This window comes from Sphingomonas pollutisoli, from assembly GCF_029167165.1.
In the GTDB taxonomy this organism is placed as follows: Bacteria; Pseudomonadota; Alphaproteobacteria; order Sphingomonadales; family Sphingomonadaceae; genus Sphingomonas; species Sphingomonas pollutisoli.
Genome location: NZ_JARFNJ010000005.1, coordinates 285,395 through 305,268, shown reverse-complemented (window position 1 = coordinate 305,268; position 19,874 = coordinate 285,395). Strand labels below are relative to the sequence as shown.

At 68.0% G+C, this 19,874-nt stretch carries 21 protein-coding genes and 1 pseudogene; 12 read left to right on the top strand and 10 right to left on the bottom strand.

The annotated features are described in order from the left end of the window. The first annotated feature begins 157 nt into the window (after positions 1 to 157). Together PX554_RS13265 and PX554_RS13260 are read left to right on the top strand one after the other, a co-directional pair. Positions 158 to 2,386, top strand: coding sequence for an SPOR domain-containing protein (locus tag PX554_RS13265; protein ID WP_275502673.1), 2,229 nt, complete (start codon positions 158 to 160; stop codon positions 2,384 to 2,386). After that, positions 2,383 to 3,567 carry a deoxyguanosinetriphosphate triphosphohydrolase gene (locus PX554_RS13260; RefSeq protein ID WP_256326106.1) on the top strand — a complete coding sequence of 395 codons (1,185 nt, stop codon included), beginning with the start codon at positions 2,383 to 2,385 and terminating at the stop codon, positions 3,565 to 3,567. The genes PX554_RS13265 and PX554_RS13260 overlap by 4 nt, the downstream gene beginning before the upstream one ends. A gap of 138 nt (positions 3,568 to 3,705) precedes the next feature. On the opposite strand, the gene PX554_RS13255 is transcribed toward PX554_RS13260, so the two are convergent. From PX554_RS13255 to PX554_RS13245, 3 genes are all read right to left on the bottom strand, one after another. Next, entirely contained in the window at positions 3,706 to 3,840 is a 135-nt protein-coding gene (locus PX554_RS13255) for an entericidin A/B family lipoprotein (protein WP_069205119.1), read from the bottom strand. Between the two features lie 318 nt (positions 3,841 to 4,158). Continuing rightward, positions 4,159 to 5,760, bottom strand: coding sequence for a sensor histidine kinase (locus PX554_RS13250; RefSeq protein WP_275502433.1), 1,602 nt, complete (start codon positions 5,758 to 5,760; stop codon positions 4,159 to 4,161). Between the two features lie 4 nt (positions 5,761 to 5,764). Beyond that, a complete protein-coding gene (locus tag PX554_RS13245; RefSeq protein ID WP_256326105.1) occupies positions 5,765 to 5,926 on the bottom strand; it encodes a NepR family anti-sigma factor in 162 nt (53 codons plus the stop codon). 236 nt (positions 5,927 to 6,162) lie between these two features. Between PX554_RS13245 and PX554_RS13240 the strand changes: the two genes are divergently transcribed. Both PX554_RS13240 and PX554_RS13235 read left to right on the top strand, forming a co-directional pair. Continuing rightward, on the top strand, positions 6,163 to 6,966 hold the full coding sequence (locus tag PX554_RS13240) for a response regulator (protein WP_093222416.1): 804 nt from the start codon (positions 6,163 to 6,165) through the stop codon (positions 6,964 to 6,966). A gap of 301 nt (positions 6,967 to 7,267) precedes the next feature. Continuing rightward, positions 7,268 to 7,912, top strand: coding sequence for a sigma-70 family RNA polymerase sigma factor (locus PX554_RS13235; protein WP_093222952.1), 645 nt, complete (start codon positions 7,268 to 7,270; stop codon positions 7,910 to 7,912). 19 nt (positions 7,913 to 7,931) lie between these two features. Here PX554_RS13235 and PX554_RS13230 read toward each other — a convergent pair whose 3' ends face one another. After that, entirely contained in the window at positions 7,932 to 8,078 is a 147-nt protein-coding gene (locus PX554_RS13230; RefSeq protein WP_275502426.1) for a hypothetical protein, read from the bottom strand. Positions 8,079 to 8,194: 116 nt separating this feature from the next. Here PX554_RS13230 and PX554_RS13225 point away from each other — a divergent pair, with 116 nt between their 5' ends. From PX554_RS13225 to xth, 6 genes are all read left to right on the top strand, one after another. Then, positions 8,195 to 10,882 carry a bifunctional [glutamine synthetase] adenylyltransferase/[glutamine synthetase]-adenylyl-L-tyrosine phosphorylase gene (locus tag PX554_RS13225; protein WP_275502424.1) on the top strand — a complete coding sequence of 896 codons (2,688 nt, stop codon included), beginning with the start codon at positions 8,195 to 8,197 and terminating at the stop codon, positions 10,880 to 10,882. Beyond that, positions 10,869 to 11,339, top strand: coding sequence for a peroxiredoxin (locus tag PX554_RS13220; protein WP_275502423.1), 471 nt, complete (start codon positions 10,869 to 10,871; stop codon positions 11,337 to 11,339). Before PX554_RS13225 ends, PX554_RS13220 begins: the two co-directional genes overlap by 14 nt. Further along, positions 11,336 to 12,133: a ferritin-like domain-containing protein gene (locus PX554_RS13215; RefSeq protein ID WP_275502421.1), complete on the top strand. Its 798-nt coding sequence runs from the start codon at positions 11,336 to 11,338 to the stop codon at positions 12,131 to 12,133. Before PX554_RS13220 ends, PX554_RS13215 begins: the two co-directional genes overlap by 4 nt. 203 nt (positions 12,134 to 12,336) lie before the next feature. Then, the gene (locus tag PX554_RS13210; protein WP_275502419.1) at positions 12,337 to 12,975 is read left to right on the top strand and encodes a M23 family metallopeptidase; all 639 of its coding nucleotides are present in this window, start codon (positions 12,337 to 12,339) and stop codon (positions 12,973 to 12,975) included. A gap of 112 nt (positions 12,976 to 13,087) precedes the next feature. Further along, the gene (erpA, locus tag PX554_RS13205) at positions 13,088 to 13,426 is read left to right on the top strand and encodes an iron-sulfur cluster insertion protein ErpA (protein WP_275502417.1); all 339 of its coding nucleotides are present in this window, start codon (positions 13,088 to 13,090) and stop codon (positions 13,424 to 13,426) included. Positions 13,427 to 13,438: 12 nt separating this feature from the next. Beyond that, positions 13,439 to 14,209 carry an exodeoxyribonuclease III gene (gene xth / locus PX554_RS13200; RefSeq protein ID WP_275502415.1) on the top strand — a complete coding sequence of 257 codons (771 nt, stop codon included), beginning with the start codon at positions 13,439 to 13,441 and terminating at the stop codon, positions 14,207 to 14,209. 53 nt (positions 14,210 to 14,262) lie between these two features. Here xth and PX554_RS13195 read toward each other — a convergent pair whose 3' ends face one another. The 3 genes from PX554_RS13195 to lipB form a co-directional block, all read right to left on the bottom strand. Further along, positions 14,263 to 14,961 (bottom strand): hypothetical protein, encoded by a 699-nt coding sequence (locus tag PX554_RS13195; RefSeq protein ID WP_093222397.1) that lies wholly within the window; start codon positions 14,959 to 14,961, stop codon positions 14,263 to 14,265. Positions 14,962 to 15,139: 178 nt separating this feature from the next. Continuing rightward, a complete protein-coding gene (locus PX554_RS13190) occupies positions 15,140 to 15,364 on the bottom strand; it encodes a hypothetical protein (RefSeq protein WP_275502412.1) in 225 nt (74 codons plus the stop codon). Positions 15,365 to 15,454: 90 nt separating this feature from the next. Next, a complete protein-coding gene (gene lipB, locus PX554_RS13185; protein ID WP_093222390.1) occupies positions 15,455 to 16,117 on the bottom strand; it encodes a lipoyl(octanoyl) transferase LipB in 663 nt (220 codons plus the stop codon). Positions 16,118 to 16,230: 113 nt separating this feature from the next. On the opposite strand from lipB, the gene PX554_RS13180 reads away from it, so the two are divergent. Beyond that, entirely contained in the window at positions 16,231 to 17,055 is an 825-nt protein-coding gene (locus PX554_RS13180) for a hypothetical protein (protein WP_275502409.1), read from the top strand. 24 nt (positions 17,056 to 17,079) lie between these two features. Next, positions 17,080 to 17,847 (top strand): hypothetical protein, encoded by a 768-nt coding sequence (locus tag PX554_RS13175; protein WP_275502406.1) that lies wholly within the window; start codon positions 17,080 to 17,082, stop codon positions 17,845 to 17,847. Here PX554_RS13175 and PX554_RS13170 read toward each other — a convergent pair. The 3 genes and pseudogenes from PX554_RS13170 to PX554_RS13160 form a co-directional block, all read right to left on the bottom strand. After that, positions 17,831 to 18,425, bottom strand: a pseudogene (locus PX554_RS13170) (GNAT family N-acetyltransferase). The gene PX554_RS13175 and the pseudogene PX554_RS13170 sit on opposite strands and share 17 nt — an antisense overlap. Then, positions 18,416 to 19,258, bottom strand: a complete 843-nt coding sequence (gene hemF, locus PX554_RS13165) for an oxygen-dependent coproporphyrinogen oxidase (RefSeq protein WP_275502405.1) — start codon at positions 19,256 to 19,258, stop codon at positions 18,416 to 18,418. Before hemF ends, PX554_RS13170 begins: the two are co-directional and overlap by 10 nt. A 28-nt stretch (positions 19,259 to 19,286) precedes the next feature. Beyond that, positions 19,287 to 19,757: a tRNA (cytidine(34)-2'-O)-methyltransferase gene (locus tag PX554_RS13160; protein WP_275502403.1), complete on the bottom strand. Its 471-nt coding sequence runs from the start codon at positions 19,755 to 19,757 to the stop codon at positions 19,287 to 19,289. Positions 19,758 to 19,874: the final 117 nt, after the last annotated feature.

Here is a 19,874-nt window from a genome sequence, read left to right as displayed (position 1 = left end):
CTCCTGTTCAGTCGCATTTGCGCTTAGGTGCGGCTTGTTTCCAATTGCGCTTTGCCAGCGGTTCGTGTCGAGCGAGTCGGGACGCCGGGCATGGCGCTTGGGCACGTCCCCGGGTGCGCTCGGGACGAACGGAGCAAATGGTGCAATTCGCGTGAAAATGATGACCGGCACTGCCCGCGTGCGACGATTCCGTTCCTTCGCGCTGGCGCTTGCGCTCGCGTCCACCTCGCCGCTCGCCGCGCAGTTCATCCAGCCGCTGCCCGCGCCCGGCGATGCCGATGCGCTCGCCGATCAGGTGCGCGCGCTCGCGTCCAACCCGCAAGACCTCAACGCCCTGATCCGCGCTGGCGAACTCACGCTCAAGCTCGACGATCCCACCGCCGCCGCCAGCTTCTTCGCGCGCGCCGAGCGAATCGATCCGCACAATGCGCGCATCAAGGCGGGGCTGGGCGTGCTGCTGGTGCAGGCCGAGCGCCCCGGCGAGGCGCTGCGTCGCTTTTCGGAAGCCGAAGGCTATGGCGGCCGCGTCGCCACCTTCGCGGCCGATCGCGCCCTCGCCTTCGATCTGATCGGTGAGCAGGAGCGCGCGCAGCGCGACTATCGCCTCGCGCTCAAGAACGGCCCGAACGACGAGACGACCCGCCGCTACGCGCTGTCGCTCGGTATTTCGGGCAAGCGCGACGAGGCGCTCGCCTTGCTCGATCCGCTGCTGCGCAAGAGCGACCGCGGCGCGTGGCGCGCGCGGGCCTTCATCCTCGCGATGAGCGGCGAGAAGGCCGATGCCGAGAAGATCGCGACCACGATGATGCCGGCCGGCCTTTCGCAAGGGCTGCAGCCGTTCTTCGATCGCCTCGCCGCGCTGTCGCCGGTCGATCGCGCTTTCGCGGTCCATTTCGGCGAGATTCGCCCGTCACCGGTGCGGATCGCCGACGCGCGCCTCGTCCCCGCGTTGCCGCCGCTCGGCCCGGACCCCGATGCGGTCGAGCTGGCGGCCGCCGCCAAGGCACGCGAGAAGCCCACACGTGTCGAGGAGGCCAGCCCGGCCAAGCCGGCCAAGCGCAAGCGCGGCCGTCGCGAGCCGGTCCAGCTCGCGGTACAGACGGCGCCCCCGCCCGTGGCGCTGCCGTTGCCGGCTCCCCCCGCCTATGTCGATTCGACGGCGGCGCGCGGCACCGCGACCGCGCAAAACGGCTATTACGTGCAGCCGCTGCCGACGCCGCGCGCTTACACGCCGAGCCCGTATCGGCCGAACACCTATACGCAGAACACATATTCATCCGGTAACAGCGCGGTCGCCCAGGCCAACCGTGCGTCCGCCGCCGCGACGGCCCAGACCGTGCCGGCGACCGAGACCCGGTCGGTCACCGCGCCACCGGCGCGCGCGATCGAGACGCATTCGTACCAGCCGGTGCGGCCGGCGGGCGGGCGCGTGATGCCGCTCGCGCCGTTGCAGCCCCAGCCGCTCCCGTCCGCGACGGTACCGGCCCCGCGTGCGCCGGCGCCGGTTTACGTGCCGGCCACGCCGCCCGCCGAAGCCGTGACGCGTGTGGATGCCACGCCAGCAGGCGCATCGACGAGCAGCGCGCGTACGCAACCCGCCGCCGGGGCGAGCGTGACCGCCGTGCCGACGCCCGCCACCGCCAGTCCCCGCGCGCTTAGTCCAGCCACCCCGGCTCCGGCGGTGACAACGCCGGCGCCGGTCCAGGCCGCCCGTAGCGCGTCGGTCAACGCCGTAAAGGCGCAAGGGGAGGACGCGATCCTGTCGGGTATCGTTGCGAAGATCGGCGTACCGGGCGCCGAACTCGGCGTCGCTCCTCTCGTGAGGCCCGCGCCCGCACCGATCACGACCGCCGAACCGGCGAGGGCCGCGCCGGTCGAGATCGCCAAGGTCGAGCCGGTCCACAAAAAGCCCGACGCGCCGGTGATCGACGAAAAGGCCGAAGCCAAGAAGAAAGCCGACGCCAAGGCCGCCGAGCTCAAAGCGGCCGCCGACGCCAAGAAGGCGGCGGACGCGAAAAAGCTTGCCGACGCCAAGAAAGCCGCTGACGCGAAAAAGGCCGCCGAGGCCAAGAAGCTCGCCGAGGCGAAAAAGAGAGACCCCAAGATCCTCGAACCCTCGCGTGTCTGGGTGCAGGTCTCGGGCGGCGCCAATGAGCACGATCTGCCTAAGCAGTGGAACAAGCTGCGTGCCGATCAGCCGGCAGTGTTCAAGGGGCGGCAAGGCTGGTCGACCCCGCTCCGCGCCACCAACCGGATCCTGACCGGCCCGTTCGCGTCGGAATCGGAGGCGCAGGCGTTCGTCAACAAGCTCGCGAAGGAAGGGCTGTCGGGCTTCCTCTTCACGAGCGATGCCGGCCAGAAGATCAGCAAGCTGCCCGCCAAATGAGCATGCGCGTCGGGGCGCAGCCGCTCGCCTTCCTCGCTTCGGACCCGGCGCACAGCCGTGGCCGGCTCCACTCCGAAGCGGGTGGCGATCTGCGCGGCCCGCGCGACGCGTTCCAGCGCGACCGCGACCGCATCATCCATTCGATCAGTTTCCGCCGGTTGCGCCACAAGACCCAGGTGTTCATGGCGCCCGACGGCGACCATTTCCGCGTCCGCCTGACGCACAGCCTCGAAGTCGCGCAGATCGCGCGGACGATCGCGCGCGTGCTCGGCCTCAACGAGGATCTCACCGAGGCGCTCGCGCTCGCGCACGATATCGGCCATCCTCCGTTCGGCCATGCGGGTGAGAAGGCGCTGAGCGCCGCGCTCGCGGAGGCGGGCGGGTTCGACCATAATGGCAACACCTTGCGCGCGCTGATGTGGATCGACAGCCCCTATCCGCGCTGGCGGGGCCTCAATCTCTCGTGGGAGACGCTGGAGGGGTTGGCCAAGCACAATGGGCCGATCACCCGTCCGGGCTGGGCACTCGCCGAGGCTGATGCGATGTTCCCGCTCGAATTGGGCCAATGGTCGTCGCTCGAGGCGCAGGTCGCCGCGATCGCCGACGATATCGCCTATGACAATCACGATATCGATGACGGCCTGCGCGCCGGGCTGCTCACGCTCGATCAGTTGCTGGAGGTGCCGCTGGTGGCGCGCAACTGGGCCGGGGCCTGCGCGCGGTTCGAGGATGTCGCGCCCGCGCGGCTGACGGGCGAGCTGATCCGCAGCCAGATCGGCGTGATGGTCAACGACCTGATCGCCGAGACCCAGCGCCTCGTTGCCGAACATCGCGTCGAGAGCGCCGCGGATGTGCGCGCGGTGGGGCGCTGCCTCGCGGCGTTCTCGCCCAAACTGCGTGAGGAGGAGCGCGATCTCAAGCGCTTCATGTACGCAAATCTCTATTATCATCCGCGCCAGCTCGAAGCGGCGGACGCCGCTGAGAAGATCGTCGCCGGGCTGTTCGCCGCCTATCGCGACGCGCCCGATCTGATGCCCGCGGAATGGGCGACGCGGTTGCCTGCGGAAGAGCCGTGGCGCAGCCGCCACATCGCGGATTTCATCGCGGGGATGACCGATCGTTACGCGGCCTCGCGCTATCGCGAGTGGGTGGGGCAGATCGATTTGCCCGACGGGTTCTAGCGGGGGCGGGAGCTCTCGGCGCGTCCCGCCGCGCGCGGTCCGTATTCGTCCGCTTGCGCGCGGACGATAGTCCCAGCCAATCCGGACCGGTTTCGCCGATCAAGGATCGCGAAACCGTCCGGCGGCACGGGGCGAAACTTACTTCGTGTCGTGTGCGGTCTTGGCGACGGCGTCACCCGCCGAGCTGACGTCCTTGCCTGCGCCTTCGACCGTGTTGCAGGCGCTGACGAGCAATGCACCGGCGACCAGCGCCAATCCGACGAGCTTACGCATTTGAGTATCTCCTGACCTCTGGAAGAAAACACCTTCCGTTTGGATAATGATCGGCGGCACCGTCCGTTCCGTGAGAAGAACGATTTGGGCGGCGTGCCATCAGTATCAAAAGGTCAATGCCCCAAAACGATTGTGGGTCTGGAAGCGCCACCGGGGGGGGAGGGTGGCGCTTCCAGACCCGTGTCTTGGATAGCGAGAGCGGGGGGGCATAAAGTCGCTATCCGAGGTGTAGAACGTCGCTTGTCAGATCGGGTTCCGGGGGCGCCGAGAAAAAAGCGATTCATTAAAAGGGTTTTGTTCGCGCTCTTCGCAAGCCGATCAGTCGCGGCCGGTAATCGCGACCGCGATCTCATAAGCGCCGACGAAGGGATCGTAATGCAGCTTCGATCGCAACTGACGCGACAGGCCCTCGATCACGCGGCCATAGCGTTCGGCGATCAGCGTCTGCAACGCGTCGCCGTCGATCAGGCCCGGCGACACGACGCGCAGGATCGCGCGGTCGGGCGTATCGCCCTCGCGCACCGAGATGCGGATCGGCGCCGACGGGTTCGACGTCATCGACAGCTCGACGATCTCGGTGACGAGGAAGGATATCGCGATGGCGATGTCCTGCGTCGCCAGCACCGGCGCGATCTCGATCGCGATGCTGAGCTTGGTCGCTCCCTCCGGTGCCGTCGCGCGGATGTTCGAGGCGAGTTCGCCGATCACCGAACGCAGCGACAGGCCGCGATTGACCTCCAGTTCGGCGAAATGGTGGCGATGCACCACCGCCAGCGCATCGACGCGGCGCTGGATCGACGCATAGGCGGCGGTCGCCTCCGCGCTGCGCGCGCCGCGCGCGTGGAAGTTGATGAGGCTCGAGATCACCTGAAGGTTGTTCTTTACGCGGTGATGCACCTCGCGGGTCAGCTTGGTCTGGCGCACCAATCCTTCGGCCAGCCCCGCCTCATGCTCGGCCACGGTGCGGCTGATGGCGCGGAACGTGTCGCCCAGTTCGCGGATCTCCTGCGCGGGCAGCAGCGTGATCGCGTCGGGGTTGATCTCCTCGCCGGGGGTGAACGAGGCGACGCTGGCGCGCAGGCTGCGCAATGGGCGGATCAGCAGGCGATCGACCACCAGCCAGGCGATGCCGGCGGCGGCGGCCCACATCACGATCGGCAGCAGCATCGCGATCAGCACCGGCGAGGTGATCGGAGCGCTGCGCGCGCGCGTCTGCAAGACGAGGTCGCCGATGCCGAGATCGATGCGGAGCGTGCCGCGCCGTTCGAGTGCTTCGCGCGGCGGCAGATCGAACAGCGTCAACGTCTCCCCGCCGCCGAGGATCTGCGCCTCATAGTCCGGTGCGAAGGCGCTCGGCTTGGCGGTGCGCGCGAGGAAGGATGCCGGGAAGAACGCCTCCGCATGCGTGCGGCCGCGATTGCCCGAGGTCGCCCCCGAGATCGCCAGCGTGACGCCGCGCCCGGGAATCACCCGCGCGGCGATCGGCTCGGCGCGTGAGGGTTTGACGGAAATGTCGTCGGGCAGGGCGGCGCCGCAGATCGGGCGGCCTTTCGCATCCGAGATCACGAAACGCGACCCGCTCGCCACCTGCGGTGCGAACACGCCCTGCGCGCGCGCGCAGCTCGGCGCGTCGGCGGCGTCGGTGTCGAGCGCGTTGAGCGCGACCCGAAGTGCCGTCATGTCACCGATCAGTTCGATGCCGACCTTGCGCGCGCTCTCGACCGACGCGATCCGAAGCGCCGCACGCGTGCTGTCGTCGGCGATCTGGGTGGTGCGCAGCGAAGCGAAGAAGGCAATGATCGCGAGCGGCAGCAGCGCTGCGCTCAGGATCAGAAAGACCTTGGCCCCGGTCGGGAGACGCTCGGCGAGGCGGCGCTGCTCCGTCGGACTGGCCGCGGATGCGCCGGCTTCCTGGTCCATGACGTCAGTCGAGCTTGCCCAGAAGATCGAGCATCTCGGGCGGGATCGTTTCTTCGACCGTTTTCTCATATACGCTGCGAAGGGCCGCGCCCATGTCGCGATCCTTGCTTTGTACCTTCGCACGCGCGGCCGGCGGCTTTTTTGAAGACTCGTCGCCCGAACGCAATGTCGTCCCCTTTGGCATCCGGCAACGCCGGGTTTTCGAAACATGGCCAGCCGGTTTTCGGCTGGAAGCGGTGGTTAGTACACGTCGTGTAGCGGCAATGAAACCAAAGAGCGCTTTGATTGTTCCACCTGCGATGCGAAAAAGCCGGGGCGTCGTTTTCCGCCCGTTTCGCGTTGCATTGCCGACCCCGCGCTTCCAGAAGGGGCGGCCTTATCTCACGGAGGACAACGACAGTCATGTCGCTAGGACAACAGCTCGCACCCCATCTCCCTTTCCTCCGGCGTTATGGGCGCGCACTGACCGGCAGCCAGGCGCAGGGCGATCGCTACGTGCGCGCCACGCTCGAGGCGATCGTCGCCGCGCCGGCCGAATTCCCCCGCGATGTCGATCCGCGGCTCGGGTTGTACCGCATGTTCCAGGCGATCTGGACCTCGGCGAATTATGACGAGGCCGCCGACGAGGCGAATGTCGATCCGCAGGCCGATGCCGAGGCGATCGCCCGCGCGCGCCTCGCGCGGATGACGCCCCTGTCGCGCCAGGCGCTGTTGCTCACGGCGATGGAGGGCTTCACGCCCGAGGACGCCGCTTATCTGATCGACGTCGATGTCAATGAGGTCGAGGCACTCGTCGCCGAGGCGCTCACCGAAATCGAGAAGCAAACCCGCAGCCGCGTCCTCATCATCGAGGACGAGCCGATCATCGCGATGGATATCGAGACGATCGTGCGCGATCTCGGCCACGACGTCACCGGCGTCGCGGTAACGCGTGACGAAGCGGTGGCGCTCGCGATGGAGGATCGCCCCGGCCTTGTTCTCGCCGACATCCAGCTCGCCGACGACAGCTCCGGCATCGACGCGGTGAAGGACATTCTCGCCGAGTTCTCGGTTCCGGTGATCTTCATCACCGCCTTCCCCGAGCGGCTGCTGACCGGTGAACGGCCCGAGCCGACCTTCCTCATCACCAAGCCGTTCCAGCGCTCGACGGTGAAGGCGGCGATCAGCCAGGCGCTGTTCTTCGATTCGGCGACCGTACCGGCCTGATTTTTTTACGCGGGTTCCAACCAGTACGGAGCCAAAACGGTTTTCGTCGGTTGAAACCCGCATGGCCCAGGAAGAAGACCCCACCGAGATCAGTGGAACCGAGGCGCGCAGTGGGGCGACCCCGCACGTCACGCGCTATGTTCTGGGTATATCCTTGATTCTTGTCATCGTGCTGTTTGCGATCGTTCTGCTATGGGGCGGTCGTTAGGGCCAGTTCCGTGCGGGATCGGCGCCTGAACAGTGGATGGACTTTGCACGCCCCCATCACCATGTTGTGTACCGGGAATGGAAACGGATGTTGATGACTGACGCTCGCGATACCGATGACGAGGAAGCCCCCGCCGCGGTGGAGCACGTCGCGCTCTCCGATAAGGACTTCAAGGCGCAGCTCGCACAAGTGATCCCGCATCTGCGCGCGTTTGGTCGCTCGCTGTCGGGCAGCCGCGATCTCGCCGACGATCTGGTGCAGGAAACGCTGATGAAGGCGTGGGCGGCGCGCCAGCGTTTTCAGGCGGGCACCAACATGCGCGCCTGGACCTTCATCATCCTGCGCAACCTTTATCTCTCGCAGATGCGCCGCGCGCGCTTCAAGGGCGAGTGGGACGATCTCGTCGCCGACCGGATTCTCGCCGCGCCCGCGAGCCAGGATCGCCACGTCGAGCTCGGCGACATGCAGCGCGCGTTGCTGCATCTGCCGCAGCCGCAACGAGAGGCGCTGATCCTGGTCGGCGCGGGTGGCTTCGCTTATGAGGAAGCGGCCGAAATCTGCGGCGTCGCGGTCGGCACGATCAAGAGCCGCGTCGCGCGCGGCCGCGTCGCGCTCGAGGCGCTGATGAGCGACAATAGCTTGCCGTCGCGCCGCACCCACAGCAACGAACCCGGCATGACCGCGCTTGACACGATCATGGGCGAGGTCGACGATCTGAGCCGCGATCGCGACGCCTGACCGACGGGCGGCCGTTCGTTCAGATCCGCCGCATCATCTCGTCGGCATGATCGATATGATGAAGCAGCATGATGAAGTCGCGCTCGTCGGCGGGCGCTTCGAACGCGCAGCGAAGCGCGCCGCTGATCGCGTCGCTGCGGCGCGGGGTCGGGATGGCGAAGCGCATCGGCGTCGCGGTCCCTGTGGTATGGTTTGACTTCATCGCCATGACGATAAAAACCAATCAACAGCGAATTTGTTGCTTTCCGCCACGAAACGGCAACACGAAACCGATGGCGTAACATGCAGGACACGGTTCGAGCCTCCAACGTCATCGATGCGCTCGGGCGTGCGCGCGCATATGCGCCGTATCTGGCGCTGTCGCTGCAGCGCGAACCCGATCTCGCCGAGCAGTTCGCCGCAGGCGTGCTCCCGGCGCTCGATGCGGTCGCGGTGCCCGAAACCGGCCTGCCGATCGCGACCCGGCTGCGCCGCGAGCGGCGACGGCTCGCGCTGATTGTCGCGATCGCCGATCTCGCCGGCGTCTATGATCTCACGGGGGTGACCCACGCGCTGAGCGATTTCGCCGATCGCGCGCTCGACGCCGCGATCCGCGCGGCCATCGCCGAACGCACGCCCGAGGCCGAGCCGCGCGGCTTCGCGGCCATCGCGCTCGGCAAACAGGGGAGCCGCGAACTCAATTATTCGTCCGATATCGATCCGATTCTGATCTTCGATCCCGCAACGCTGCCGTGCCGCCCGCGCGAGGATGTCGGCGAGGCGGCGGTGCGCATCGCGCGGCGCGTGGTCGAACTGCTCCAGGCGCGCGACGGCGACGGCTATGTGCTGCGCGTCGATCTGCGGCTGCGCCCGTCGCCCGAAGCGACGCCGATCGCGCTGCCCGTCGATGCCGCGATCTCCTATTACGAATCGCTCGCGCTTCCGTGGGAGCGCGCCGCCTTCATCCGCGCACGCGCGGCTGCGGGCGACGTCGCGCTCGGGGCGCGTTTTCTCGGCGCGATCCAGCCGTTCATCTGGCGGCGCGCGCTCGATTTCGGCACGATCGGGGAGATTCGCGGCATCTCGCGCCGCATCCGCGATCATCATGCGCGCGGGCAGGCGTTCGGCGCGGGCTTTGATCTCAAGCGCGGGCGCGGCGGCATTCGCGAGATCGAATTCTTCGCGCAGATTCACCAGTTGATCCACGGTGGGCGCGATCCCGCGTTGCGCGCGCCGGCGACGCGCGATGCGCTGGCCGCGCTCGCGAACGCCGGCCGGATCGGCCGGGACGAGGCAACGACGCTGTCGGAGGCTTACGTCCTGCTGCGCACGATCGAGCATCGCGTCCAGATGGTCGAGGATCGTCAGACACATCACTTGCCGCAAGGCGATGCGCTGGACGCGCTCGCGCGCCTGCACGGCCTCGGCGACGGGGCGGCGCTGCTCGCGCTGCTACGCCCCCATGTCGCGCGCGTCGGTGCCAGCTACGACGCGCTCGACCCACCCGAGGGCAATGCGATGTCGTTCGATGCCGAGCACCTCGCCGCGCAACTGGCCACTGCCGGTTTCGTCGATCCGGCCGCGGCGGCGCGGGCGATCGGGCAATGGCGCGCGGGCACCTATCCGGCGCTGCGCAGCGAAGCCGCGCGTTCGGCGCTGGAGGCGGTGCTGCCGGGGCTGATCGAGGCGCTGGGCCGCGCACCCGATCCCGGCGTCGCGATCGCGCGGCTCGACACGATGCTCTCGCACCTGTCGAGTGCAATCAACTTCTTCCGCTTGCTGGAGGCGCGTCCCGCGCTTGCGCGGCTGCTCGCGCTGATCCTCAGTCATGCGTCCACGCTCGCGGATGCGCTGGCGCGCAGGCCCGAACTGATCGACGGGCTGATCGACGCGAGCGCGCTCGGTCCTGTCGGCGATGTCGCCGCGCTCGCCGCCGAAATGCGCGGCGGCAGCGATTATCAGGCGCGTCTCGATCATGTCCGCCGCATCGTCGGTGAAAAGCGGTTCGCGCTCGGCACGCAGATCGTCGCGGGCGTCAGCGATCCGCTGGAGGTGGGGGCCGGCTATGCGCGCGTCGCCGAGGCCGCGATCGAGGTGCTGGCGGGGGCGACCATCGCCGAGTTCATCGCCGCGCATGGCGCGGTGCCGGCAAGCGAACTGGTCATCCTCGCGTTCGGCCGGCTCGGGGGAAGCGTGCTTACCCATGCGTCCGATCTCGACCTCGTCTATCTCTTCACCGGCGATTACCGCGCCGAATCCGACGGCCCCAAGCCGCTCGGCGCGGTCCTCTACTACAATCGCCTCGCGCAGCGCGTGACGAGCGCGCTGTCCGCCGCGACCGCGTTCGGGCCGCTCTACGATGTCGACACGCGGCTGCGCCCGTCGGGGACGCAGGGGCCGCTCAGCGTCTCGCTCGACGGCTTCGCGCGCTATCAGCGCGAGAGCGCGTGGACATGGGAGCATATGGCGCTCACCCGCGCGCGGCCGGTGTTCGGCTCGCCGCAAGCGCGCGGCGCGGTGACGGCGGTGATCGACGCGGTGCTGCGCGGCGAGCGGCCCGAGCGCGACGTGGCGGCTGAGGCGCGTGGCATGCGCGCCGAAATGGCCAAGCACAAGCCGCCGACCGGTCCGCTCGACGCCAAGCTGCTCCCCGGCGGCCTCGTCGATCTGGAATTCGCGGTCCACATCCTCCAACTCACCGGGCGTACCGGCTTCGATACCGATCTCGGCCGTGCCATCGCCGCGTTGGTGGGGCAGGGGCTCGCCCCGGCCGGGCTGATCGCGGCCGAACAGTTCCTCACCCGCCTGATCGTGACGCTCCGGCTGGTCGCGCCCGATGCGGAAACGCCGCCGCCGCCGACCCAGGCACTGATCGCCCGCGCGCTCGGCATGGCGGATTGGGATGCGGTGGTTGCCAGCTTCGCCGCGACCCGGCAGGAGGTCGTCGCATGTCTGGCCAGCGTGGCGACAGGAGACGATGATGGCGATTGAACAGGGCGATGCGCTTCCCGATCTCGAACTGGCCGGCGCGGACGGCGCGGTGCTGCGGCTGCGCGACAAGGTCGGCGCGCCGTTCGTGCTCTATTTCTATCCCAAGGACGACACCACCGGCTGCACCCGCGAAGCGCAGGACTTCAGCGCGCTCTTGCCCGACTTTCGCGCCGCCGGCGTCGAGCTGCTCGGCGTCTCGCCGGACACGCCCGCAAAGCACGCCAAGTTCGCCGCCAAATACGATCTGACCGTGCCGCTCGCCAGCGACGAGGCGCATGTCGTGATGGAGGCGTTCGGCGTGTGGGTCGAAAAGAGCATGTACGGTCGCACCTATATGGGCGTCGAACGCGCGACCTTCCTGTTCGCCGCCGACGGCACGCTCGCGCAGGCGTGGCGCAAGGTGCGCGTCGCGGGCCATGCCGAGCAGGTGCTGGCGGCGGCGCGGGCGCTGGGGTGACCCTGCCGAGCGTCTCCGCCGCGATCCGGGAGGTGTTGGAGACCGCCGATCCAGCGGCCAAGGTCAAGCGCGCGCGTGCCACCGCGCGCGGGTGGCGGCGCGGCCAATTCGCAAGCGTGGATGGCGGCGCGATGCCCGATCGGCCCGCCCGCCCGGCCGAACCCAAACTGCTCGCCCCCAATCGGATGCCGAGGCGCGGCAAGGGCTCGCTGCACGGCCGGATCGCCCTGCTGCACGCGCTCGCCCATATCGAGTTCGTCGCGATCGATCTCGCCTTCGACATGGCCGGCCGGTTCGGCGCGCGCTTCGCGCCCGAGTTCACGACCGACTGGCTCGCGGTCGGCGCCGACGAGGCGATGCACTTCGCGCTGATCGACCGCCGCCTGCGCGCGCTCGGCAGCCGCTACGGCGCGCTGCCCGCGCACGAAGGATTGTGGGAAGCTGCGCTCGAAACCGCGGCCGATCCGCTCGCGCGGCTCGCGATCGTGCCGATGGTGCTGGAGGCGCGCGGCCTCGACGTAACGCCCGACATGATCGCGCGCGCCAATGCCGCCGGCGATAGCGCTACCGCAGCGATCCTTCGCCGGATCTTCGCCGATGAGATTCGCCACGTCAGGATGGGAACCAAATGGTTCGAATCCGGTTGCGCCGAGCGTGGCATAGCCCCCGAACCTTATTGGAAAGAGCTGCTTTCGCGGCATTTTCGCGGGGAACTGAAACCGCCGTTCAACGACTCGGCGCGCGACGCAGCCGGTTTGACGCGTGATTACTATCAGGCGCTTGCTACCGCATAACAAAGCAGGGCAGGTGTTGTGCGTCCGGACGTGGAGGGGCTGCGAGCCGGACACATGGGGCGGGTGCCGTCGTCTTCCGGCATACGCATAACGGTCGCCGGGGACAGATGAACAAACTTACCACTATGTCTGGCGCGCACCTCATCGCGCGTCTCGGGTCTTTCTTCACCGCCCGGAAGTCCGTCGCAGATAAAGCCTTCACGATGCTGGCGGGTGTCGCCGGCGTTGCGATGTGCTTCTCCGCATGCGGTGTCGCCCGCGCCGCCGACAGCGCCGATGCCGCCGCCGACATGCGCGCCGACGTACAATTCCGCTCGCTGTTCCAGACGTGGAAGAAACTCGATACGGTCGATCATGGCCTGATCGCCATCCCCTCGGTCCAGCCGGTCGAGCATCTCGCCTACACCAGCAATTTCGGCATCCGCTCCGATCCGTTCCGCGGCACCGCGGCGATGCACGCGGGCGTCGACATCCCCGGCCCGATCGGTACCCCGGTCTATGCCACCGCCGATGGCTATGTCGATCGCGCCGAGCGCGCCGGCGGTTACGGCAACATGGTCGAGATCGACCACGGCAAGGGCATCCAGACGCGCTACGGCCACCTCTCGAAGATTCTCGTGCCCGCCAACACCCGTGTCCATCGCGGCCAGTTGATCGCGCTGATCGGGTCGACCGGTCGCTCGACCGGCCCGCATCTTCACTATGAGGTCCGCATCGACGGGCATGCGGTCAATCCGGTCCCATTCCTCCAGAACGCCGATTATCTGCTCGCCGCGCAGGACCGTTCGATCAAGACGATCCCGGTCGGCGTCGGCCCCGCGGCGGACGAATCCACCGACTGAGGCGGGCCGCCCGCTTTCCAGTCCGCGCAGGGCGTCGGTAGCGAGACCGGCGCCCTTCGCTTTGCGGTCGGGGGCGGTTGCCGTTGGCCGGGCCACCGCTTATCTGAGGCGCATGGCCACGCTCGCTCCCGAAATCGCCCTCACCGACTCCGCCGCCGCCCGTGTCGCGACGATCGCCGCCAAACAGGGCAAACCGGCGATCCTGCGGCTGTCTGTCGATGGTGGCGGCTGTTCTGGCTTCCAGTATAAGTTCGGTTTCGCGGATGCCGTTGAAAGCGACGATACCGTCGCGGAGAATGGCGCGGTACGCTTGGTAGTCGATTCGGTAAGCATCGATCTGGTGCGTGGTGCGGCGGTGGATTACGTCGAGGAGCTCGGCGGCGCGGCGTTCCGCGTGACCAACCCGCAGGCGGCCTCGGGCTGCGGCTGCGGCGCCAGCTTCTCGATCTGACGCCCCGCGCACGTGAAGATCGTCACCTACAACGTCAACGGGATCAAGGCGCGCCTGCCGCGTCTGCTCGAATATCTCGCCGAGCAGCAGCCCGACGTGGTCTGCCTCCAGGAACTCAAGGCGAGCGACGAGACCTTTCCGATCGCCGAAATCCGCGCCGCCGGTTATGGTGCGGTGTGGCACGGCCAGAAGAGCTGGAACGGCGTCGCGGTGCTCGCGAAAGGCGCCGATCCGCTCGAGCGTCAGCGTGGGCTGGCGGGTGAGACCGAGGACGATCACAGCCGCTATCTCGAAGCCGAGGTGGACGGCGTCGTCATCGCCTCGCTGTATCTGCCCAACGGCAACCCGCAGCCCGGCCCCAAGTTCGACTATAAGCTACGCTGGATCGACCGGCTCGCGGCGCGCGCGCGTGCGCTGCTTGCCGAGGAGCGGGCGGTGGTGCTGGCGGGCGATTACAACGTCATCCCCAATGACGACGACACCTATTCGGTGCGCGCGATGGCGGATGATGCGCTGATGCAGCCGGAGAGTCGGGCGGGCTTCCGCGCCCTGGTCGCGCAAGGCTGGACCGACGCGCTGCGCACCCGCCATCCCAAGGGCGGGGTGTGGACCTTCTGGGATTATCAGGCGGGGGCGTGGCAGCGCGACGCGGGGTTCCGCATCGACCATCTGCTGCTTTCGCCGATCGCCGCCGACCGGCTCGTCGATGCCGGTGTCGACAAGGCGTATCGCGGGCGTGAGAAGGCCAGCGACCATGCGCCGACCTGGGCGACGTTGCGGTAGCTGAACCGTCCGCCGTCTGCCCTCGGTGCGTTCAGGGCGAACGGATCGGGCGGTCAGCGTGTGCCGATGGTGTTGCTGGCGAGGCTCATGTCCATCGGGCCGCATTTCTTCTCGACCCATTCGCCCTTCTTGCCCCAGCATTGCGGGTCGAGATTGGGAACGCGCGATGCGGCGATCAGCGAGGGGTGGCGCGGGAAGCGCTGGTCGCCCCAATATACGAGCGCGTTGCGCAGCGTGCCGGTTTCCTCGAGCGCGATCTTGCTGAACTGTCCGCGCGGCGCGATCGCCGCGCGCAGCGCGATCCGGGCGGCGGTCTGACAGAAGCCATATTGCGCATCAACGGTGGTGAAGGTCGAATAATTGCGCGTGTCGAAATGATCGAGCGCGTTCTGCCCGGCGCGAACCGTCTTGTTGATGCGGATGAAATATTTGGTCAGCGTGTCGTAGGACTTTTTGATCTCGTCCTTATGGTTGAACAGGATCGCGTTGTAATTGGGCACCGACATCAGCGTCGGCTCGAACTGGCATTGCAGCGCGGCCACGTTGAGCGCCGCGCGCATCTGCCAAACCAGCGCCGAACGCACCTCGACCGGCGTCGCGCCGGGGAAATCGGTCGCATAGCGCGGCTCGCTGCCGGTGATCGGCGGCGCGGTCATGTCGTGGGGGGTGAAAAAGAACTGTGCCTGGGCGGGCAGGGAAAACGCCGCCGCATACATCGCAGCACATCCGCTTAACGCACGGGACAGTTTCATCTTTTTCTCACTGAATGGCAGTCGTGTTCGCATGATTACGGCTTTTTGCGTTTCAGCCCAAATGCTTTTTTAAGCATGCGACCAACGTCTCGTCGAATTTGGACGGGAAACATACGGGAATCGAAAGGGCCGCCCGGACGATCCGGACGGCCCTCAAGCATCACCGTTTTACCGGTGATTACATCGCGTTCGATGCTTCGTTCGACATCATCGCGCCGTTGTCGGCCATCGTGCCGTCGACCGCGGTCATGTTGTCCGACATCGTGTCGGTGCTCTCGGTCGAGTTCAGGTCCGTGACGGTGGTGTTGTCGACGGGGGTCTCGGTCTTGCCGCAAGCCGACAGCGAAACCGCAGCGGCGGCGACGAGCGAAACGGCGGCGATCTTGGAAAGAATGGTACGCATGAGAAAAGCTCCCTAGAAGGTGATTTAGGCGGTCTGGTTGACCTTATTTACCCGCATCAGGGTGGACATTAGTCGGATAGCCACTTGCCCTCAAGCACAGTTTTCCGCACCGCGGCGCAAGCGCTCCAGAAATGCCGGAAACGCTGCCGCGAGCGCAGCATCGAAACTGCCGAAATCGCCCGGCCGGCCGAGCGCCCGCGCGCTGGTGACCGGATATTCGGCGATGCCGCACGGCACGATCCCCGCGAAGTGCGCGAGATCGGGCGCGAGGTTCACCGCGAACCCGTGCAGCGTCACCCAACGCCGCACGCGCACCCCGATCGCGCCGATCTTGGCCTCCTCGCCGCCGTCGCGGGTCCAGATGCCGATCCGCCCCGGCGCGCGGAAGGCGGTGATGCCGAGCGCGCCCAACGCGTCGATCAGCCAGCCTTCTAGCGAGCAGATGAAGTGGCGGATGTCGCGCCCGCGCGCGTTGAGATCGAGCACCAGATAGCCGACGCGCTGGCCCGGGCCATGATAGGTGAAGCGCCCGCCGCGCCCGGTCTTCACCACCGGAAAGCGCGGATCGAGCAGTTCGGCGGGGTCGGCGCTGGTGCCGCCGGTGTACACCGGCGGATGTTCGAGCAGCCACACCAGCTCGCGCGCCTCGCCGGCGGAAACGGCGGCGGCACGCGCCTCCATGATCGCGAGGGCGTCCTCATAGCCGATTTGGCCCGGCTCGACACGCCACTCGATTGTATTGGCCTGATCCATGACGCGCGATTGCGCCGATGCGCGCCCGAGTGCAAGATCGGATGGGATCAGTGGCGAGGATCGGCGCGTTGCGCTAACGCAGGCCCACGCGCGTCGCGGGTCGGGGGGAACCAATGGTCAATCTTGAAGCCGTTTGGGACAGGACATCCGAGTTCGTCGCAGAGCGGCGGGCGGAGGTGATCCCGATCGTCGCGTTGCTGCTGTTCGTACCGCTCGCACTGATGAGCAACCTGATGCCGCTGGTCGGGCGCGATATGAGCGCGCGCAACATCGCGCTCGGCGTCGCGACCGTCGCGCTCGCGATCGTCACGATCTGGGGGCATCTCGCGCTCACCGCGCTGGTGCTGGGCGCGCGCGGCTGGAAGGCCGCGGCGCGCACGGGGGCGGGCCGGTTGCCGGTCGCGGTGCTGGTCTCGCTGATTGAGATGGCGGTGCTGGTGCTCGCGGCCATGCCGATCTTCGTCGCCTTCGCGATGAGCGGGATCGTGCCCGGCCAGACGCCGGCGGGCTCGCTGCCGCCGATGGACGTCGCGACCGCGATGTTCATCCTGCTTTATTCGGCGCTTTTTGCGGTCGTCGGGCTGATCGTGTTCGCGCGGCTGCGGCTGGTCAACGCGGCGCTCGTCGGGGAACGGCGCGGCGTCTCGGCGCTGATCCGTTCGCTCGCGCTGACACGCGGCATGACGCTCAAGCTGGTCGGCCTCGTGCTGCTCTACCTGATCGTTTCACAGGTCGCCGCGCTCGCCGCCAAGATGGTGTTCGGCGCGGTGCTCGGCCTGCTCACGCTGGGCGCCGATACGGTCGCCGTCGCCACCGTCACCACAACGACCCTCGTCGCGCTCGTCCAGACCGGTTTCACCGCGCTGGCCACGCTGTTCACCGCATGGCTGTTCGTCGCGGTGCGCGATGTCCGCGAGACGATCGTCGAACTCGAATGAAATGCCCGTTATGAAAATGCCGATATGAAGATGAATGTCGCCCGCGCGTTCAACACCGCGTGGTCCATGTGGAAGACCGACTGGGATCTGCTGCTGCGCGTGGCGGGGCTGTTCGTGTTCCTGCCGCAATTCGCGTCGCTGTTGCTGGTGCCGCTCGCGCCGGCGCTGCCCGAGGGCGACACCAGCGAGGCGGCGGTGCGCGGCTGGGTCGAGGCGTTCACCGCCTGGTTCGGCGCCTATGGCCCCTGGCTGTTCGGTGCGGAAATCCTGACGCTGTTCGGCAGCCTGGTGATGCTGTCGCTGTACCTCGGCACCAATCGTCCGCCGCTCGGCGTCGCGCTGGCCGGGTCGCTGCGGCTGTTCCTGCGCTATCTGCTCGCCGCGTTGATCGTGTCGCTGCCGGTCGGGCTGGTCCTGGTGCCGACGATCGGCTTCGTGCTGGTGCTGCCGGCGATGTATATCTTCGGGCGGCTGCTGCTGACCGGCGCGGTGATCGCCGCCGAACAGCCGATCGGCGCGATCCCCGCGCTTCAGCGCAGCGCGCGGCTGACGCGCGGCAACGGCATGGTGATGATGGGCGTCGCCGGGCTGTTGCTGTTCGGGGGGCAACTCGCCGCCTGGCCGTTCGTCGCGGCGGGGCACATGCTCGGCGGCGCGCCGATGGCGAACCCGGTGACGGCGGCGCTGCTCGACGCGATGGCGGCGGCCGCGCTGACGGCGGCGCTGATCGCGACGGTCCTGGCGCGCGTCGCCCTTTACCGCGAGGCGCTGGCGCTCAACCGCGAGGTTTGAGGCACGGGATTTGCGGCGCGGCGTCGGGCGGCAGCGCGCCGATCAGCCGCGGGTCGGCGAACGTTTCGATCGTGCGCCGGATCGCGGTGAACCCCGATCGCCGATAAAAGCCGAGCGCGGTCGGATGATCGAGCGTGCAGGTGTGGACCCACACGCGCTCGATCCCCGCGCGCCATGCGCGTTCGAGCGCGTGCGCCATCAGCCAGCGGCCGAGACCTTTCCCGGCGAGATCGGGCACCAGCCCGAAATACGACAATTCGCACTCGCGCGGGGTGCGGAAGTCGAGTTCGAGCATGCCGGCATCGCGGCCCGCCTGATCGACCGCCGCGAAGATCGCCACGTCGGGATCGTGGATGATCTCGGTCAACGCCGCATCGTCCATCACCAGCCGCGAGAACCACAGCCACGGCGCGCCGACACGGCGGAACAGCGCGCGGTAGCGATCGAGGGTGGGGCGCTCCAGCGCGACCAGCCGCAGCGGCGCCTCCGCCACCGGCATCGGCTCGGGCCGCGCGCGCATCTCCAGCGTGGTGAACGATCGTCGCCACCGCCTCGGGGCGGACGCCGGTCAGTCCCATGTCGCGACCGGGGGCAGGCTCATCAGGATCGCGTCGATGTTGCCGCCGGTCTTCAGCCCGAACAGCGTGCCGCGATCATAGACGAGGTTGAACTCGGCATAGCGCCCGCGCCACGCGCGCTGCTGCGCCAGATCAGCCTCGGTGAACGGCGTTGCCATCCGCCGCCGCACGAGCGCGGGGTAGATGTCGAGGAAGGTGCGGCCGACATCCTGCGTGAACGCGAAATCGCGCGCAAAATCGCCCTCGAGATGGTCGTAGAAGATCCCGCCGACCCCGCGATGCACCTGCCGGTGCGGGATGTAGAAATAGTCGTCCGCCCATTGCTTGAAACGCGGATAATAGCCGGGATCATGCGCGTCGCAGGCCGCGCGCAGCGCCGCGTGAAAATCGGCGGTGTCCTCCGCCACTGGCAGCGGCGGGTTGAGGTCGGCGCCGCCGCCGAACCAGCGCCGGGTCGTGGTGAGGAACCGCGTGTTCATGTGGACGGCGGGCACATGCGGGTTGGCCATATGCGCGACGAGGCTGATGCCGGTCGCGCAGAAGCGCGGATCGTCACCCGCGCCGTGGATGGTCTTACCGAACTCGCCCTCGAGGACGCCGCCGACGGTCGAGACGTTGACGCCGACCTTCTCGAACACCTTGCCCTTCATCACCCCGCGCACGCCGCCGCCGCCGGGCTCGCCGGAAGGGTCGGTGCGGTCCCAGGGGGTATAGACGAAGCGCGCGTCCGATCCGGCCTCCGCCTCGATCGCCTCGAACGCGGCGCAAATCCGGTCGCGCAGATGTTCGAACCACATGCGGGCGGCGGTTTGCTGGTCGTCGAGCGGCTGCATGGCGGCGACCTTTGCCCGTGCCCGGCGGCTAAGTCGAGACGCTGTCGTCGTCAGCGGGCCAGCCGCCGGTCTGGCTCAGCGCCTCGCCAAGCGCGATCCCGCACGCCACCGCCAGATTGAGCGAGCGCATGCCCGCGACGAGCGGGATGCGCACGCGCAGGTCGGCGCGGTCGTGCACCGCCGCCGGCACGCCGCTGCCCTCGGAGCCGAACAGCAGGATGTCGTCGGCGCGGAAGCTGGCGGCATCGAGCCGAACCCCGCCGCGCGTGGTGAGCAGCACCAACCGCCCGCGCGCGCCGGCTTCGAACGCCGACCAGTCGATGTGGCGGCGGACCTCGGCGGCGCGCGCGTAATCCATCCCGGCGCGCGCGAGCGCACGATCGCTGAACGCGAACCCCATCGGCTCGATCAGATCGACCGCGACGCCGAAGCACGCGGCCATGCGCAGGATCGTGCCGACATTGCCGGCGATTTCGGGCTGGTGGAGGGCGATGCGCACGGGCGCGTCGTTACAGGGGCAAAATGCTGTTGGCAAAGCCCGTTGGCTCCGTCTATCAGGTCTGGGCTTCCCGTGGGGACGGAGGAGATCAGGGCGGCGGCATCGTCATCCGAAGAG